Consider the following 17312-nt stretch of genomic DNA (forward strand, 5'->3'; position numbering starts at 1 on the left):
AAATCCGTGAACGCGGCACAAAAATCAACAGTTATTATGAACATTGTGCAAATAAAAATGCACTCACCTTTTAGCCAAATTTCAGATACCTGTTCAATAACGCGGTATCAATACCATTGACTAAAAACATGAGTGCATAGCTGCAAATTGTGCTTTATTAAAATATTAATTTAGGACAAATTGCATTCCATCGACTAACCAACCACCTGACCATATTTTGACTTGGCGAAATGATGTACCAATCGGTAAATCGAAGGTTTCGTCATGCGTGCTTAGCGCATAATTGGTTGAACCAACCACTTGCGATGAACCATCATCATAAGTAAACGTCATTGCTAACAAATGATTACCACCATATTGGAATTCACCCGAGGTCAGCTTAATTTTCGTGACTCTATTTAAGTCAATTTGCGTTAGGCTGCCACTATCACCACCATGCATGGCATTCTCCTGTGTTCCAATAGCATCAATGGCTGCACCATGCCGTATGTATAGCTGACCTGATTGGTCGACATCTTGTACTGATAGTGACCCTGTCGTGAAGCCAAATACCGGTGTTTCATTTTCTGAATTAAACACGTTTGTATAAGCGGTGATAGTTCTGGTACTCACGGTATCACCACCTGCTGCGTACAAGCCTAAAGCACCCGTCGTTTTATCGTGGCCTAGAATTTCGTGCGAGAACACATTACTGAGCTTGTCACTATTCTCGATCCATTCCCAACGTTGACTTAAGTTAGATCCACAAGTTTGAAGCTGATTAAGTGCCTGTCCATCAAGACATTGGTGTGTGTTGTTTGCACTCACGTAACGGCCTAATTGATCATAGATGAATGACTGTGAATTCTTAGTTTCATCACAGATAGCTGAAGTAAGAGTGCCATTATCAGAAACATCAACACAGCGGTTGTTAAAACTCGCTAGTTGTAGATTTACTGGTCGTCCACCAGTGAAAACAGGATGCTCCCAATCGACAGTAAAGCTTGCACTTTTACTGACTCTGCGACGCACTGTGTCTTCAAAGCCATGATATGACTGGTGTGCACCCACTACGTAGTAATGTTTATAAGCTCCATTATAAATTGGACGAATATTCACCGAAGAATCTATAGTGAACTCTGTTGTGCCGGTAGCATTAGAAGCGGCTTTATAAATCACATCCATTTTAGGAACAAAACTGGCGTAACCAATTGGATGGATACGGTTGATATCAATAGGATATTTATTAACCCACACCGCGTCCGTTGAGCGATCCATCATTGATTCAGCCGTCGCATACTGACTACGGTACCATTTAAAACTCACATTTTGCGGGCTACGAGAACCACGCTCAACCGCATAGTCAGATTTAGTGTAAGTTAACCAGCGACTCTGGTTATAACTCGCGTTCGCTTCTAGTTTACCTTTAGGTCCCTCTTTGCTAACTTCAACTCCACCGCTGACCCCCAATTGAAAACCTGAAACTTCCTTATGCTCAAAGTCGCTATTTAAATTTTCACGCGGAAATGTCTTTAAAATTTGAGCTTTGTTATTCGATGAGTTGAAAACAAACTGATAGTCTTGGGCAATAGCATCCGTCGACCAATCCCTGAACCAAGCATCAAGTGTTACGTAATCAGCTCCATACTGGCGATAATCGAGACGATCATTCAAATGAATGCCCGCACCGCTGGCGTCATCATCTAGGCTAATACGCACAATTTTGGCATCAGGCGTCGCAGAACCTATCGTGCCATACTGCAGAGAGCGCTCAAGGTTAACTCTATAAATCAATGAGATATTAGGGTTGTCACAGAAAACTCGCGTTCCTTTATTCCAAAAATGTGAATTGTTAAACGTGCACTCATTATCGGTAATCGGACGATTAACATTTAAATAAAAGGCCACATGTGGCAACGAGTTAGTTTCAGCATTATTACTTGAACGCAATACAGGCTCTGCACTACGACGTTGCCGAGAATGAGACACCTTGCTCGCTTCAAGTAAGGTGATATTGGGGTCATTTTCATCTTCTAACGGTGTAAAAAGCAGTTCGCCTTTATGCTCACTAATGATTAACAGATCGCTAGAAAATGCTAAACCTAGTTTCTTTCTGAACAATGCCTTTGCTTCACTTCTTTGTTGCTCATCATCAATATTACTGAAATCAACAAAGTAACGTTGATGTTGACTGAGTACGTTATCACGAATTTCAGCTAGGGTTGGTGGTTCGACATCGTTCTGCAACCAGTAGCTAGCATTTAAGTAATTTATTTGGCTGTCATCCTGAAGCTCACTGAATATTTCAATGGCCAAACCTTGAGGCTGATTGATCTCAGCCATTGCGGTGTTCCATACCAAACCTGACATAATGGCGATAACGCTTACTGCTTTATTTTTGTTTATTGGCATATAAACCTCTAAGCACTTTTAATTATTATCTGGTGAAAACCTAAAGAGTTACTTAGGTATTCCATCGTTTATGAATCATCTAAAATGCAGAAAATTCCTACACGTTAATTGACACATAGATCAATAGTGCTTTTGATAAACATTTAAAAGACTTGAGTTAATTTATATGACTGGGCATCACAAATAAAACGAATATTTTTTATACTATTTGACTGGATTTGTATTTATTGATACTTCTATTATATTAATGACGAATAACATTAGAATGTTTTAATAAAGTCAAAGCTTAACATTCAGATGCTAAATTAGATCCCTATCAACAACACTTAAAATATATTTTATCTCTCAGCTATTAAAATAATCATATTATTAACATTTCTTAGTGAATCTTTGATCTTCATTACAAATATTTATTATCTAAGATAGTTATTCATTGACTGATTGCTATGTGAGAAGAATATAGGTCAGACCAGTTATTAATCTTCTAACCTCGTTTATATTTTTTCGATATACGAACAAACATAAGAATCTGATGATGAAACTATTAACTTTATTAGTAACTTCTTTATTACCACTTTCGATAGCTAACGCTAATGACAGTACCATTACACCAGAATCTCTTTCCGCTGGTGAAATAACGAGCACACAAAGTAAGCAAACCTACACTTATGTACGCTGCTGGTATCGACCTGCTGCAAGTAATGATGACCCAGCAACCGATTGGGAATGGGCACTGGATGACAACGGTGATTATTATACGATTGATGGCTATTGGTGGTCTTCGGTTAGATTTAAAAATATGTTCTACACCGACACACCCCAGCAAGAAATTAAGCAGCGTTGTGAGAACACATTAGATGTCTCCCATGACACTGCCGATATAACTTATTTTGCGGCAGATAACCGCTTATCTTATAACCATTCCATTTGGACTAATGATCAGCAAAATTCATCACCATCAATTAATAGAGTCGTCGCTCTCGGTGACAGCCTTTCTGATACAGGTAATATATTTAACGCTGCACAATGGACGTTTCCTAATCCTAATTCATGGTTTTTAGGGCATTTCTCTAACGGTTTGGTGTGGACTGAGTATTTGGCAAAAGAGAAAAATTTACCGTTATATAATTGGGCTGTAGGTGGTGCTGCGGGGCGCAATCAATACATTGCTTTAACTGGGGTGTATAACCAAGTCACTTCGTATCTCACTTATATGAAGATGGCAAAAAATTATCATCCTGAAAACACGCTATTTACCTTAGAGTTCGGTTTAAATGACTTTATGAATTACAACCGCGAAGTCCCTGAAGTAAAAGCCGATTTTAGTAGCGCGATGATAAGACTTGTCGATTCCGGGGCGAAAAATATCATTTTATTTACATTACCCGATGCAACCAGAGCACCTCAATTCAAATACTCTACTGCGGAAGAAATGGCTAAAGTTAGCTCGAAAATTAAATCTTTCAACATGTTCATCAAAGAACAAGCACTTTATTATCAAATGCAAGGGATCAATATCGCGCTGTTTGATGCGTACACCCTGTTTGAAAACCTAGCATCAAATCCTCAACATTATGGCTTTGAAAATTCATCCGATGCTTGTTTAGATATTAATCGTAGTTCTGCAAAAGATTATCTCTATAGCCATAGCCTGACCAATGACTGTGCGTATCATGGTTCGGATAAATATGTGTTCTGGGGAGTCACTCACCCAACCACAGCTACGCATAAGTTCATTGCTGATCAAATAATCAAGACATCACTTAAGCAATTTCATTTTTGACAATAATCACTGACTGAAAATACATCCACAGCCGCTCGCAGTATCAGTCTATACAATCCATATAGGCATAGCGCTAGCGGCTTTTACTTGTCGGATTGCCAAATGAGTGTGGATATCTTTGACGTTTTCCAGACGTTGTAATTTACGAGTAAAACTCTCGTAGCCTATTAAATCTCGGCTCACCACTTCCAGAAGGTAATCGTACGCACCCGATACCACATGACAACTAATCACTTCCTCCATATCAAGCACAGCAGATTCAAAATCCTCAATCGAGCTAGCTTGGTGGTTGCTAAGGCTGACTTCAACAAACACCGTCATACCGACCCCAATAGCCTGGCGATTTAAGCTCGCTTGATAACCATCAATCACCCCACTTTCTTCTAAACGTTTCAACCTCCTAGCACAAGGAGAAGGCGACAAACCTACCTTATCTGCCAATTCGGCCGTTGTTAGGCGGCCGTCTTGTTGTAACAAGTCCAACATTCGACGATCTATCTTATCCACTTTGTAATCCTTGATAAATTCCACCCCAAAACCTCTAATTTTTAACTGATTTTGGCAAAAATAATGATAATCAAGCGCTAATTTGCCAGATAAAAGCGTGCAGATCGATAGATAATTGTTAAACATCCTAACTGAATGTTAATACCATTATGATCTCTGGCTATCTGGCAATAATTACAACCCTTTTACTATGGTCTGGTTTTTTTCTCTCTCTGAAAGGCGGTGCAATCAGTAACCTGACGCCAGCAGATATAGCCCTTACACGTTTTCTTTTGCCTGCCATTGTTCTATTTCCATTGCTATGGAAAGCAAGAAAAAATGTGCAAGCTGTCTCTAATCGTTATTTACTGGGTATGTTTTTAGGTTGTGGCTTACCGTATTTGTTAGTGGCAAGTCACGCGATGCACTACGTGCCTGTTGCTGATGGAAGTGCACTCGTGCCGGGCGTGCTGCCTTTATTTGTCTCTGGCATTGCAGTTATGCTGTTTAAGCAACCATTAAGCACTCACAGAATCATTGGACTGGTTCTGATCATGATAGGTGTGGCCCTTTTTCTGTATTCAGGTATGACTGATTTTGCATCAAACCGTCTTACAGGCCATATGTTGTTTCTAATGGGCAGTTTGATGTGGGCTATTTTTACCATTTGCGCGCGAGTGGCAAATTTGCATGCTTTAGTCAGTGCTGGGTTTATTTCATTATTATCAGTAATTGCACTAGTACTGTTAGTATCAATTGGGGTGCTAGACAGCTATTTAGCCGTCACACCTTTGATTGATTGGCCATGGAAGACAGTGATTGGGCATATACTGTTGCAAGGCGTCGGAGCGGGTTTAATTGCAGCATTCACCTACTTATATGCAGTATCCACATTAGGTGCAGAACGCTCGGCCGCTATTGGGTCGGCAACGCCGGCCATAGCAGCACTGTTAGCAATTCCTATTTTCGGAGAAATACCCACCACTTTCACTTGGGGAGCTCTCGGCTTTATCTGCATTGGTAGCTTAGTGGCCAGTAATGTGCTGATGAAACACGATACGTCACTCAGCTATCAACCGCCAACGCATCAAAAACCAAGGGCACAACCCTATCAGCGATAACAGATTTCAGCCCAGCGAGCTAAACCCGCAGTTACTGAGCCAAAATAGTTGCCGCTTACCACTGGCACATGTGGCAGTTGCTGTTCAACAGCTTGGCGCAATATAGGGGAACGCGCCGAGCCGCCCGTCATGAAAATGACATCGGGTTTTACCCCGCCTTGCTCGACAGCTTCTTTCACTAGATCGACCATTTTTGATTTTGGTGATTCAATCGCTTCGATCATCTGTTCACGTTTAATATCAACTGCAACCTGTTCAGACAAAAGGTTGAGCATCACCTGGCATTGAGGAAGGTCCGATAGCGCGATCTTCGCTTCTTCAGCTCGGCGCACAATGTGATAACCCAACGTTTCGAAATAAACGTTAAGTAGTCTTGCCAATTTGTCTGGTTGCTGCGCCTCTTTATGCAATAACTTAAGTGCCGCTAGGTTTTGTTGAGAATAAAAATCACGTTGCGCTTCAACATTGTTGATCGCAATCGGGTTCCAAAACTGAGTCAACGGCATATCAATTCCTGATACGGCTTTACTGCCCAAGCCAAACGGTGTCATCAACTGTTTGAACGCAAGGTAGATATCCAGATCGTTCCCGCCCACTCGTTGCCCGCTGTGAGCCAACAAACTGGCACTGCGGTCATCGCGACCTCGCCAACTTGGCCCCATTTCGATCAGTGAGCAGTCTGTGGTACCACCACCGATATCGACCACTAACACTGTTTTGTCTTGTTCAAGGGTTGCTTCATACTCCAAACCCGCGGCAACTGGTTCAAACTGAAAACTGACTTGCTTAAAACCAGCACGTCTAGCTGCCCTTGCTAAAATCGCTTCAGCCTGACGGTTGGCATCTTCACCACCTCGGCCATGAAAGTTAATCGGGCGACCAATAACCGTGTTTTGAATGCTCTGCTTTACGTTCAGCTCTGCTTGTTGTTTGATGTTAACCATCATGGCGCAGACTAAATCTTCAAAAAAGCTGATTTGAACATCGTGCAAACCCGATGCGCCTAAAAACGATTTCGGAGATTTCACATAGTAGATGTCTCTTGGATCTTGTAAATAGAGATCCAGTGCAGCTTGTCCAAACGCGATATCTTGTACAGCAAGGTCGATGCTCTCTTCACGGTTGAAGTTGATCGCTCTTCTTAATACCTGTTCGCCAATTTTGTCGCTCGGTTTGATGTTATGGTGGCGAAATAAATGCTCAGAGACAGATTCACGCGTCGGAGCGCAAATAGTCGAAGGAATGTAGTAGCTCTCTCCCTCTATCGGCAGCAATGTGGGCTGCCCATTTTGCATCATCGCCACAGAACAGTTTGCCGTACCGTAATCAAAACCAATAAACATTATTGTTTCCTAGCATCAAAAAAAGGTCGGCAATCCTACCTTATACGTATTGTGAATACTAGGTCGTGTTAACCTTTCAAGGTAAACAATCCATACAAGATGATATACAATCCAAGCTTCCCAAAATAACTAGGCTTAAGTTGATGAAAACTCCTTGTATTGCAGCGTGTAAAAATGAAGGTGGAATATGCTCTGGTTGCCACCGCACAATGCAAGAAATTGTACAGTGGCGTAACTTTTCTGTGCAACAACGCGATGAGATCATGACAAAACTGAAACGTGACCAAGGAACCCACCGCTGCCCAAGTTGTAAACAAAGCGCTCATTGTGACATCAGTGAAGGTAAAACTACCTGCTGGTGTTTTGAGCTAGAAGATAGAGATACCTCATCGCTTGATAATCATGCAAAATGCTTATGTCGACACTGCCTTACATCACTGCCAATTGTGTGATTTTTGGATTAGTTTAACTAATGATTCCTATAGATTTTTATCTTGCTTGAGATCACACTTTTCGATTGATAAACAGCCAAACCCCTACTAATATCTCGCACCGAAAGAGCTACTCTTTCTCATATTATCATTAGTTTCAGTATCCATTTAACTCTCATTCCGTTGTTGCATTTTTGTGCAGGAGATTCATCATGTCCGCATCGTTTCCATTAGTGAAGCTGACGTTTTTAATTGCGATTTTGACCGCTGTTGGTCAAATGACACAAACTATGTATGTCCCATCCATTGGTCATATGGCGGGTGAGTTTTTGGTTACGCCAGCATCATTGCAAGCCGTTATGGCGTGTTACTTAATTCCGTATGGTTTATCGCAATTTGTCTACGGACCATTGTCAGATCGACTTGGCCGCAAACCTATTATTATTGCTGGTTTGTTGATTTACATCGTAGGTTCAATATTGGCTTTGTTTGCCAATCAATATGAATGGTTTTTAGCGGGTAGTTTTGTGCAAGGGCTAGGTATTGGTTGCGGTGGCGCAATGTCTCGTACCCTAACGCGCGACTGCTTTTCTGGGGCAGAACTGCATAAAGCAAATAGTTTGATCAGCATGTGTGTGATCTTTTCACCACTTATTGCTCCTGTATTGGGCGGCTATTTAACTGAAAGCTTTGGTTGGCGTTCTAGTTATCTTTTTCTGTCACTATTTGCCATTGCGGTAATCATTACCATGATGACCAGTATGGTGGAAACCTTACCGAAAAACCTGAGAAAACATGAGCGCGTCTCTAGCAGCTATCGTTATGTACTAAGTGACAGACGTTTTCAAGGTTACTTAATTTGCCTTGTGGCAACCTTTTCTGGCGTTGCGGTGTTTGAAGCAGCGGCAGGTGTGCTATTGGGCGGTGTATTACAATTACCAGCGACAACCGTAAGTTTGTTGTTTGTACTACCAATTCCTGGCTATTTAATTGGTGCCGGATTGTCGAGTGTTATTGCACAGCGCGTTAATGAAAAAAGTGCGCTGTACGTTGGACTAGTTGCGATAGCCATCGGCTCGCTCGTGGTGTTTATTCCAGGCTTGTTTGAGAAAACAACGGCACTCACTTTAATTGGTGGGGCTACGGTCTATTTCCTAGGGGCGGGTATTTTATTCCCTGCTGCGACAACAGGAGCATTAACTCCACTGCCTTATCACGCAGGAACAGGCGGCGCAGTCTTAGGCGGCATGCAAAACCTAGGCGCAGGTTTAGCAACACTGTTGGCATCAGCCATTCCAGCTCATAGCCAAATGCCATTAGGTGGTTTAATGCTATTGATGTCGGTGTTTGCGACTCTAGGACTGATTCGAGTCTACAGCAAACAAGACCCATCCAATGAAATGCCATTGGCAATTTAAAGTGGTCAGGGAGGCGTATAGCCTCCCTCTTCTATTCCTACTTTTTACTTAAGGCTTGATTAGAAAACTGGATACCATCCCAACCATATTCAATGAAGTTTCGAATGTTTTGGTGATCATCATTCTCTGGGTTTTGCAGAACATCTTTACGGTAATAGTCACCAAAACAAGCCAATGTTTGCGCCTTATCTAACTGCTGTAATTGTGCAAAAGCAAAAATTTTGCATGAGCCATTGTTTTGATTCTCCGCATTGAGAATTTCACCATTTTTAAACTCCGTTGGTGTAAAGTGATAATTCTCATCAATGGTTTCAATCACTTGGCTAAAGACTATGCTGTCAGGCTGCCGTGTTAACAAGGTGAGCAGTTCGTTCAATTCCATGTCGACTCTCTTTTTGACTAGTAAAAGCGTCAGTCTAAGTAAAAACAAGTGCAATGAAAAGAATCACTCTATCGCAGTCCAGCCTTTAGGTATCGATAACCCCCAACGCGCCATTTCGTCCGCGTGATAAATTGCTTTTCCTTGTAGCCCTATTTGTATTGGTATTTGGCTTGCATCTTCATTGTGATCCAAAATGCGGACCACTATATCAGCGGCCATCTGCCCTTGATCACTTCCTGCAAGTACAACGCCACCAGCGGCTTTGCCTTTACCAATCGAAAAGTCCCAAAAACCGAATAGCGGTACTTGGGTATTTTGGTTGGTCCATGTCATGATTTTTTCAGCATCAACATGATTCCCAGCGTCATCCATTAGTGTTTGAAATAAACCGACAACAATCGCACCAAAGCCTCTTTTATTCGCTGTATTAATCTGTTCATACCATTCTCTATCAGTAGTGATCGAGGAAATCTCCGTTGTGATGCCTAAATTATTCTCAATCATACTGACTTGAGTTTTCATATATTCCAAAGCGATTTTCGCGGTATTACCAGAGTCAAACAGCACGAGTACTTTTCGCTTATCCTCTTCCAGCATACGGCCTATTTCGCCCATGGTTTTCACAAACAGAGGTCGTTCTAATATCCCCGTGACTTTGGCTTGTCCTTGGTATTGCATAATGAGTTTTCTCGGGTTGTCATTGATCCCCAGAAATACAATTGAAATCGGCTCGTTATACAGTTTCGGCAACATATAAACTAAAGCGTTATCATCACCCAGCACCACTACATCAGGTTTAGCCTGTTGATAGGCCGCGAATGCTTTTTCAGCCATTACCGAATATTGACTAGCAGGAATTCGCTTGGTGTTCATCTCAAAGTTTTCGAGTTCATAGCGAGGTGTTAACGTATGCTTAAGGGCCTTCAGATAACTTTGATCCCATTCGTTGTGTTGGTGATAACTTTCAATGACTAAAATTTTTTCTGCCAAAACCGAAGGACTGATCAGCAACCATAACAACATCCAACGCATGAGTTATCTCCAATAATTTGATTTATTTTGTTAAGTGTAGCCAATACCCCCTCATTCATACTTTAGATTCAGCATCTATACTGAAATACATCACGCCAAAACATGAGTAGAGAAATGAATAGAAGTCGTCAATTTGAAGAGAGTGATAGCAGCCCGATCTCTAGCCATATTGGCCGGCGAATCATTATTTTTCTAGTTATTCTCAGTGGGCTAGTAACGTTAATGACCACCCTAGCACAAACCTATTTCGACTATAATCGTGAGTTTAATGACGTCGCTCAGCGTCATCACGAAATAGAATTTGTTCATGCCGATCTACTGGCCACTGCTTTGTGGAGTTATGATCTCGTGACCCTTCAACAACGTCTGGATGGTCTGGTTAATTTACCCAAAATTGATTATTTGCTCATCTCTTCTGGGAATTATCACTTCAGTGCTGGTAATAAAGTAACTGAACGTGTCTTAAAAAACAGCTATCCCATGCTCTACCTAAACCCTGATACTGGCATTAAAGAGCAAGTAGGCACTATCTACATTGAGTCCAATGCTCAAGAAATCTATACCTATCTTATTCGGCAGTTTTTAATTGTACTTGTCGTGAACGCGATGAAGACTGTTTTTGTATGTTATGTGATTCTAATGATTTTCCACGAAAGCGTGAATCGAAGGTTATTTGCCATTGCTAACTACTTACGTAAATACAACCCTCGACACCCACCTAAACCTCTTCAGCTAGTACATAAAAAGTGGATCATGGGACACCACGATGAATTGGTATGGTTAGCCGATGAGACCAATAAAATTACAACCAATCTGACAACGCTGTACAACAATATCAAGTTTGAACAAGAGCGACTTGCAGATTTCACCGAAGTTTCATCAGATTGGTTATGGGAGACAAACGCATCCAATCAGCTCATTTATGCTTCAGAACCAATGCGCCATGCATTAAACATTGCGGCAAATGAGAAGCCATTCCTCTCCGAACTAACGCAATTTAAAGATTTGGAGCACCTTTTACATCTTCTTGAAAAAAAAGAAGACTTTTCCAAGTGTAAAGAAAATATCGTTATTTCCGGTGTCACGCAATATCTCATGTTTCAGGCGATTGCACGCTATCGTAATGAGCAATTCATCGGTTTTAGAGGTACAGCAATTAACATCACTGAATTAAAACTAGCGCAAACCGAACTTGAAGAGCTCAACCAAAACTTAGAGCGGCAAGTTGCGCGACGAACGCTTGATCTTCAACAGCGAACTTCAGACCTAAAACAGAGCATGCAACAGCTACAGGAAACACAAAGTCAGTTGATTGAATCAGAAAAACTGGCCGCATTAGGTGGGCTAGTTGCAGGGGTCGCTCATGAAGTCAATACACCACTAGGTATTGCCGTAACCGCAACATCGGTGATTAACGACATCAAAAACGAACTGAATAAAGCCTTTGCCGACCAAACACTGACCAGCAGTCAGTTTTCATCGTTGATGCTGCGCATGAATGACACGACTCAAATGTTGGAAAGCAACCTAAACCGGGCAGCAAAACTGGTACGAGACTTCAAACAAACAGCGGTTGATCAAGTCTCTGAGAGTCGAAGTCAGTTTTCTATTCATCAAGTTCTGCATGCCCTAATTGCAAGTCTTCATCCAGAAACACGCAAGGTGCCCGTTGTGCCTAATATAGAAGGCGATGAAACAATCACTATGAATAGTTTACCGGGTGTGTTGACTCAAATTGTTTCCAATTTAGTGATGAATAGCATTAACCATGCTTTTGCACAGCAGCCAAATCCGGAAATAACAATTCGTTTCTATCAGCAACAAGATAATATTATTTTAGAGTATCAAGATAACGGCTGCGGTGTTGAGCCTGCTTTGCACCACAAAATTTTTGAGCCCTTTTATACTACTAAGCGAGGCAAAGGTGGCTCGGGGCTAGGTTTGAATCTCGTCTTTAATTTGATGAAGCAAAAGCTGAGTGGCCAGTTGCTATTTGAATCAGATGTCGATGAAGGCGTACATTACACTTTCACCCTACCTAAGACACTAGAACAGCATATAAAGCCTTAAACATGCATCACCGCCATTGGCGGTGATGCAATATTGATAAACAAAGTTTAATTCAAAACAAATGACTAATCGGGTAGTTGATTACGAATGGCAATAAAGTCATCCCAATGCTCTATCATCAGATCAACTAAGTCTGGATCAAAATGTTTCCCTTTTTGGGCAACAATTTCTTGCATAATGGCATCATCTGTCCACGGTTCTTTGTAACTTCGCTTAGAACCCAATGCATCAAATACGTCGGCTAATGCAGTAATACGACCGCTGATCGGTATCTGATTACCGATCAATTGGTGGGGATAACCCGTTCCATCCCACTTTTCATGGTGAGTAGCCGCAATTTCTTTTGCGACGGCAATCAGGCGACGCTTGGATCGACTTAAAATTTCCACTCCATATTCAACGTGCTTTTGCATAATCTCCCATTCTTGCGCGTCCAACTTGCCTGGTTTATGCAAAATACTGTCTGGAATGGCAACCTTACCGATATCGTGTAGCGGTGAGGCACTCTTGAGCATATCTACCTCTTGTTCCGGTAAACCATACAATACAGCTAGTTTTTCACTGATCAGAGAAACTCGCTGTACATGTGCACCGGTTTCTCTACTCCGCGCTTCAACCGCATTGGCTAAGTTATACACTAGCTCTTTTGAGGTTTCCCGCAGGTCGACTAACAAGTTTAATTTTTCAAAGGTCAGTCCGATGTTGTGCATGTAGATCTCCAGTAGCTGTTTATCAAGCTCACACAAATCATCTTCAATATTAATGTACAGTAAGTTATCTACGCCACGATCATCCGTTGTGAATAAAACGGAAGCATCACCAAAATCTTGTGATTGCTGGGAATTCAATACATACCGACAACGAGTCGCAACTAGGTCGGGTAAACGCCCGAGGTTGCACTCAGAATAAAAATCAATATAGTCGCCAGTAGCCGCTAATGTCAGCGCTCGGCACTCCTCCCCCTCCGGCCTAGGCTGAACAATGCAGTAAAAAGCTGACGAATGAAGTTTAAGAAGTGAAGTTAGTTGCCCCAGTACTGACTCAGCATAAGTTTTCAATGTAGTGGTATTTTGCACATTGGCAGAAGCTTGAATGACACGGCTCAAGCCTTCTTTTTGTTCTTTAATCAAACATAAGTCACGATAAGCACGAAGCATGGAATACAGCAGCGTTCTAAGCTTCTGCGTCGTGAGTTCGGTCTTCTCTTTATAATCATCAATTTCGTACTCTTGGATAACAGTATCTTCAGGTGCTTGACCCGCCTGTCCTGTACGAAGCACTAAGCGAATCATCTTGTTATTACACACTTCACGAATATATTTTACCAATTCCAGACCAGCATGTTCCGTTTCCATGACAACATCGATTAATGCTAAAGCTATATCGTCGTTTTCTCTCAGTTTATCTTGAGCCTCAGAGCCTGACATTGCGGATATGAGATCAAGAGGTCGGCCTTGAAATGTAAAACCGTTTAGTGCCAAACGGGTAATTTGGTGCATCTGTTCATCATCATCCACAAGCAGCACATACCATGGCCTAATTTCAACTTTTGGCTCATATGAGACCTTATGCTCACTTCCATTTTCTTGCTGATAATCTGCAAAAAGATCCATTGCCTAATTCCCTTGAATGACGATTTGTCTACTCTTTAGGTTTAGCACATAACGGCTTTTTTAGTGGATGAATTCTGATTAATGTGATGAAAAATAAAGCCCCTATTGAATTCAGCATAGATTGATTCAAATAAGGGCTTGTAGGCAGAACGTGACTAGCATTCTTTAGGAGGAACAATGACGATTCGTTGCTATCGTCACTACTTGGGGAATAATGTCGCAGTGCTCGTAACAATAAAAGAGTAAACCTTATGTTTTATCTTTCCTCTTTTATCGCTGAACTCCTCTTGGTGTTTCGTTGAAGTGTCTTTTATATTCTCGACTAAATTGTGATGCACTGGTGTAACCGACCATACGTGCGGCATCATTGACCCTTTTGCCTTCCACATGAATAAGCTCTTTGGCTTTATTGAGTCGTACTTTCTTCAAATATTGTAAGGGAGACTCTAAAGTGACGGTTCTAAAAGCTTGATGGAATGCAGAAACGCTCATATTGGCCTCTTCAGCCAATCGCTGCACGGTAATTGATTGATCATACTCTTGATGGACTTTGCTCAGTGCTTTCGCTACACGTGCGTAATGACCTTCTTGATGAGCGAGATCAAACAACACATGCCCTTCACTGCTGGTTAGGGCACGAAATACGATCTCTTCAAGTATCGCCTCTCCCAGAACTTTCGCTTCCAGATCATTCACCAATGCGGACATTAAGCGAATAGTGCTCGCCAGCATTTCTTTGTTCATTTCTACCGACTTAAGACCACATTTCGATGTTTTATCGCTGCAGTTTCGATAAAAACCCGACTCTTCAAGCTTACTTACCTGTTTGAGTAACATCGAATGGTCAATATTGATGGTTAAACCCAGCAACGGTTCGTTTTCTGTGGCAAAAGCTTCACATTCTAATGGCAATGGAACGCCTACCACTAAATAGTCATTCGGCCCATAGTGGACAGGGTTGCCTCCAATATGAATCTGTTTATGCCCTTGACCTAAAAGAATAATGCCTGACTGATAAACAAACGGCTGCCGTTGATTACCCAGGCTACTGCGGTAAAACCATACGCCAGCAATAACCGTCTGGTGAATTCCCTCCAGTTGATCTAAAGACTGTTTTTCTACGTACTGTTGCATCAGTTGCGCGAGTTCGCTCATGACACCCCCTAAAGTGATAATATGGCCAAAGGATACCAATCAAATAGAATTAGGCAATTTATTTCGAGAAATCGGTCTATATTCAACGTCAATTCAGTACTAATATGCACTTCGTAAAAACACTGCCTTGGAGGGTTACCTCCATTTTTAGAAGCATAAAAAGGTGAGAATAATGAAATTTACTTATGTTAACCCTACCCAAATTCATTTCGGCCAAGGACAAATTGCAGCGATCAGCAGTGCAATCCCTACAGATAAAAAAACCTTGGTTATTTATGGCGGAGGTTCAATCAAGAACAATGGTGTGTACGATCAAGTCGTCAGTGCACTAGCAAATCACAACTGGGTTGAGTTTGCCGGTGTAGAGCCAAACCCAACCAAGGAAACACTCGACAAAGCCGTAGCGATAGTGAAGCAACAAGGTATCGATTTTATTCTTGCCGTTGGTGGTGGTTCAGTGATTGATGGTTCAAAATACGTTGCAGCCGCCGCTAAATATGATGGTGATGGTTGGGATATTATGCTCGGCAAGCACCAAGTTGTTGAAGCGACACCTATTGGTGCAATCTTAACTTTGCCTGCAACAGGCTCTGAATCCAATATGGGCGCGGTAATCACCAAAGCTGAGACACAAGATAAGCTGGCATTCATGGCACCAGCGGTTCAACCGAAATTTGCTGTACTTGATCCAGATGTGATGAAGTCATTACCTGAACGCCAGTTGATCAATGGCTTGGTAGACGCATGGGTACACGTTTGCGAGCAGTACCTTACTCTACCAACCAATGCGATGGTTCAAGACGGCTATGCTGAAACGCTCCTTAAAAACCTGTTGGCACTTAGCCAACAATACGCAGAAAGAGACAACGATCAGTGGCGTGCTAACCTGATGTGGACTGCAAACCAAGCACTGAATGGTTTAATTGGTAGCGGTGTTCCTCAAGACTGGGCGACGCATATGATTGGTCATGAATTCACGGCCTTGTGGCATGTAGACCACGCGCGTTCTTTGGCTATTGTGCAACCTTCTTTGTTGCGTAATCAGCTTGAAAACAAACGGGCTAAGTTAGAGCAAATGGGCAAAAATGTATTTGCTCTACCAGTTGGCGAAGACCTAGCACTACGCACTATTGACGCTATCGAAGCCTTTTACCATAGCTTAAATGTTGCAACTCAATTTACTGACCACAACAGCAGCAAACAAGAAGCGGTCGACGCAGTAATTGCACAACTAGAAGCTCATGGCATGGTCGTGTTAGGTGAGCAACAATCAATTACCATTGAAAGATCTCGTGAAATATTAGAGCAGGCTATCATCTAATTAGATACGTTTAGTGCATCAATAAGATTCCATGAAATATATTCTGTTACAATCCGAGCAGCGCTGATAGGCGCTGCTTTTTTGTTTGTAGAAAACCTATATGGAAAACCTATGTGGCCAATCATCATCGTTATTTGTATTATTCATTTATTTTCGATCAGCTGTGGGCCTAGGTGGTTGTTTTATATTAGCAAACCGCTACCAATACTGTTAATGGCCACGTCACTGTATCTTGCTGGTATCAGTGAATTATCCTTTCATGCCATGAATAATTCATTCGGTTTATGGGTGCTTGTGGGACTACTGCTTTCAGCGATGGGCGACGCTTTTTTGATGCACCCAAAAGATAAGTTTGTTGCTGGATTAAGCTGTTTTTTGTTTGCGCACATTGCCTATAGCATCGGCTTTTTACAAACGATAGAGTCCATCACTTGGTGGATACCCGCAGGATTCCTAGCGGTTGGTGTATTGGTATTTTTACTGCTACTACCCAGTTTAGGTGCGATGATCATTCCAGTCGCTCTCTACATTGTTGTAATTGTGGCTATGACTGCATCAGCGGCCGAGTTTTGGGTGGCTTATCGCTCATCGGCGGGGCTATTGGCTTTGGTTGGAGCATTAATGTTTATGATGTCTGACTTAGTACTTGCCATTGATAGGTTTCGCTCTGCTTCTCATTTCTCTCGACATGTAGTCATGGTAACGTATTACACCGCACAAGGGTTAATTACGCTATCCGTACTCGCTAGTTTAACCGCCTAGCGTT

At 41.9% G+C, this 17312-nt stretch carries 14 protein-coding genes; 7 read left to right on the forward strand and 7 right to left on the reverse strand.

Translation table 11 applies throughout. The features are described 5' to 3' along the window. Window positions 1-165: 165 nt before the first annotated feature. Window positions 166-2391: a leukocidin family pore-forming toxin gene (locus tag EYW48_RS08195; protein ID WP_277432231.1), complete on the reverse strand. Its 2226-nt coding sequence runs from the start codon at window positions 2389-2391 to the stop codon at window positions 166-168. 535 nt (window positions 2392-2926) lie between these two features. Here EYW48_RS08195 and EYW48_RS08200 point away from each other — a divergent pair. Continuing rightward, window positions 2927-4174, forward strand: coding sequence for an SGNH/GDSL hydrolase family protein (locus tag EYW48_RS08200; protein ID WP_171980472.1), 1248 nt, complete (start codon window positions 2927-2929; stop codon window positions 4172-4174). Window positions 4175-4222: 48 nt separating this feature from the next. Here the strand turns inward: EYW48_RS08200 and EYW48_RS08205 are convergent, their stop codons facing one another. After that, window positions 4223-4681 (reverse strand): Lrp/AsnC family transcriptional regulator, encoded by a 459-nt coding sequence (locus EYW48_RS08205; RefSeq protein ID WP_141652849.1) that lies wholly within the window; start codon window positions 4679-4681, stop codon window positions 4223-4225. Window positions 4682-4830: 149 nt separating this feature from the next. On the opposite strand from EYW48_RS08205, the gene EYW48_RS08210 reads away from it, so the two are divergent. Further along, window positions 4831-5781: a DMT family transporter gene (locus EYW48_RS08210; RefSeq protein WP_168524543.1), complete on the forward strand. Its 951-nt coding sequence runs from the start codon at window positions 4831-4833 to the stop codon at window positions 5779-5781. Here the strand turns inward: EYW48_RS08210 and yegD are convergent. Further along, window positions 5772-7124 (reverse strand): molecular chaperone, encoded by a 1353-nt coding sequence (gene yegD / locus EYW48_RS08215; RefSeq protein WP_277432232.1) that lies wholly within the window; start codon window positions 7122-7124, stop codon window positions 5772-5774. The genes EYW48_RS08210 and yegD overlap by 10 nt on opposite strands. A 143-nt stretch (window positions 7125-7267) precedes the next feature. Between yegD and EYW48_RS08220 the strand changes: the two genes are divergently transcribed. Together EYW48_RS08220 and emrD are read left to right on the forward strand one after the other, a co-directional pair. Continuing rightward, on the forward strand, window positions 7268-7576 hold the full coding sequence (locus EYW48_RS08220) for a cysteine-rich CWC family protein (RefSeq protein ID WP_053310573.1): 309 nt from the start codon (window positions 7268-7270) through the stop codon (window positions 7574-7576). A 191-nt stretch (window positions 7577-7767) separates the two neighbouring features. Then, a complete protein-coding gene (gene emrD, locus EYW48_RS08225) occupies window positions 7768-8973 on the forward strand; it encodes a multidrug efflux MFS transporter EmrD (RefSeq protein ID WP_053310572.1) in 1206 nt (401 codons plus the stop codon). Between the two features lie 37 nt (window positions 8974-9010). Here the strand turns inward: emrD and EYW48_RS08230 are convergent, their stop codons facing one another. Both EYW48_RS08230 and EYW48_RS08235 read right to left on the reverse strand, forming a co-directional pair. Beyond that, the gene (locus EYW48_RS08230; protein WP_277432233.1) at window positions 9011-9355 is read right to left on the reverse strand and encodes a HopJ type III effector protein; all 345 of its coding nucleotides are present in this window, start codon (window positions 9353-9355) and stop codon (window positions 9011-9013) included. 63 nt (window positions 9356-9418) lie between these two features. Beyond that, entirely contained in the window at window positions 9419-10387 is a 969-nt protein-coding gene (locus EYW48_RS08235) for a hypothetical protein (protein WP_053310570.1), read from the reverse strand. Window positions 10388-10501: 114 nt separating this feature from the next. Between EYW48_RS08235 and EYW48_RS08240 the strand changes: the two genes are divergently transcribed. Then, window positions 10502-12457, forward strand: a complete 1956-nt coding sequence (locus tag EYW48_RS08240) for an ATP-binding protein (protein ID WP_171980464.1) — start codon at window positions 10502-10504, stop codon at window positions 12455-12457. Window positions 12458-12522: 65 nt separating this feature from the next. Here EYW48_RS08240 and EYW48_RS08245 read toward each other — a convergent pair whose 3' ends face one another. After that, complete coding sequence (locus EYW48_RS08245) at window positions 12523-14070, reverse strand: DUF3369 domain-containing protein (protein ID WP_277432234.1); 1548 nt, start codon at window positions 14068-14070, stop codon at window positions 12523-12525. A gap of 270 nt (window positions 14071-14340) precedes the next feature. Then, window positions 14341-15225: an AraC family transcriptional regulator gene (locus EYW48_RS08250; protein WP_277432235.1), complete on the reverse strand. Its 885-nt coding sequence runs from the start codon at window positions 15223-15225 to the stop codon at window positions 14341-14343. Between the two features lie 172 nt (window positions 15226-15397). Here EYW48_RS08250 and EYW48_RS08255 point away from each other — a divergent pair, with 172 nt between their 5' ends. Continuing rightward, window positions 15398-16546 carry an iron-containing alcohol dehydrogenase gene (locus tag EYW48_RS08255; protein WP_277432236.1) on the forward strand — a complete coding sequence of 383 codons (1149 nt, stop codon included), beginning with the start codon at window positions 15398-15400 and terminating at the stop codon, window positions 16544-16546. A gap of 111 nt (window positions 16547-16657) precedes the next feature. Then, complete coding sequence (locus EYW48_RS08260; RefSeq protein ID WP_277432237.1) at window positions 16658-17308, forward strand: lysoplasmalogenase; 651 nt, start codon at window positions 16658-16660, stop codon at window positions 17306-17308. Window positions 17309-17312: the final 4 nt, after the last annotated feature.

It is taken from the genome of Vibrio sp. 1180_3 (assembly GCF_029478545.1).
Taxonomy (GTDB): Bacteria; Pseudomonadota; Gammaproteobacteria; order Enterobacterales; family Vibrionaceae; genus Vibrio; species Vibrio aestuarianus.

Bases quoted from the DNA above. Each gene is read 5' to 3' on its own strand.
- EYW48_RS08195 (WP_277432231.1), bottom strand. From the start codon at position 2,391: ATGCCAATAAACAAAAATAAAGCAGTAAGCGTTATCGCCATTATGTCA.
- EYW48_RS08200 (WP_171980472.1), top strand. From the start codon at position 2,927: ATGAAACTATTAACTTTATTAGTAACTTCTTTATTACCACTTTCGATA.
- EYW48_RS08210 (WP_168524543.1), top strand. From the start codon at position 4,831: ATGATCTCTGGCTATCTGGCAATAATTACAACCCTTTTACTATGGTCT.
- yegD (WP_277432232.1), bottom strand. From the start codon at position 7,124: ATGTTTATTGGTTTTGATTACGGTACGGCAAACTGTTCTGTGGCGATG.
- EYW48_RS08220 (WP_053310573.1), top strand. From the start codon at position 7,268: ATGAAAACTCCTTGTATTGCAGCGTGTAAAAATGAAGGTGGAATATGC.
- emrD (WP_053310572.1), top strand. From the start codon at position 7,768: ATGTCCGCATCGTTTCCATTAGTGAAGCTGACGTTTTTAATTGCGATT.
- EYW48_RS08230 (WP_277432233.1), bottom strand. From the start codon at position 9,355: ATGGAATTGAACGAACTGCTCACCTTGTTAACACGGCAGCCTGACAGC.
- EYW48_RS08235 (WP_053310570.1), bottom strand. From the start codon at position 10,387: ATGCGTTGGATGTTGTTATGGTTGCTGATCAGTCCTTCGGTTTTGGCA.
- EYW48_RS08240 (WP_171980464.1), top strand. From the start codon at position 10,502: ATGAATAGAAGTCGTCAATTTGAAGAGAGTGATAGCAGCCCGATCTCT.
- EYW48_RS08245 (WP_277432234.1), bottom strand. From the start codon at position 14,070: ATGGATCTTTTTGCAGATTATCAGCAAGAAAATGGAAGTGAGCATAAG.
- EYW48_RS08250 (WP_277432235.1), bottom strand. From the start codon at position 15,225: ATGAGCGAACTCGCGCAACTGATGCAACAGTACGTAGAAAAACAGTCT.
- EYW48_RS08255 (WP_277432236.1), top strand. From the start codon at position 15,398: ATGAAATTTACTTATGTTAACCCTACCCAAATTCATTTCGGCCAAGGA.
- EYW48_RS08260 (WP_277432237.1), top strand. From the start codon at position 16,658: ATGTGGCCAATCATCATCGTTATTTGTATTATTCATTTATTTTCGATC.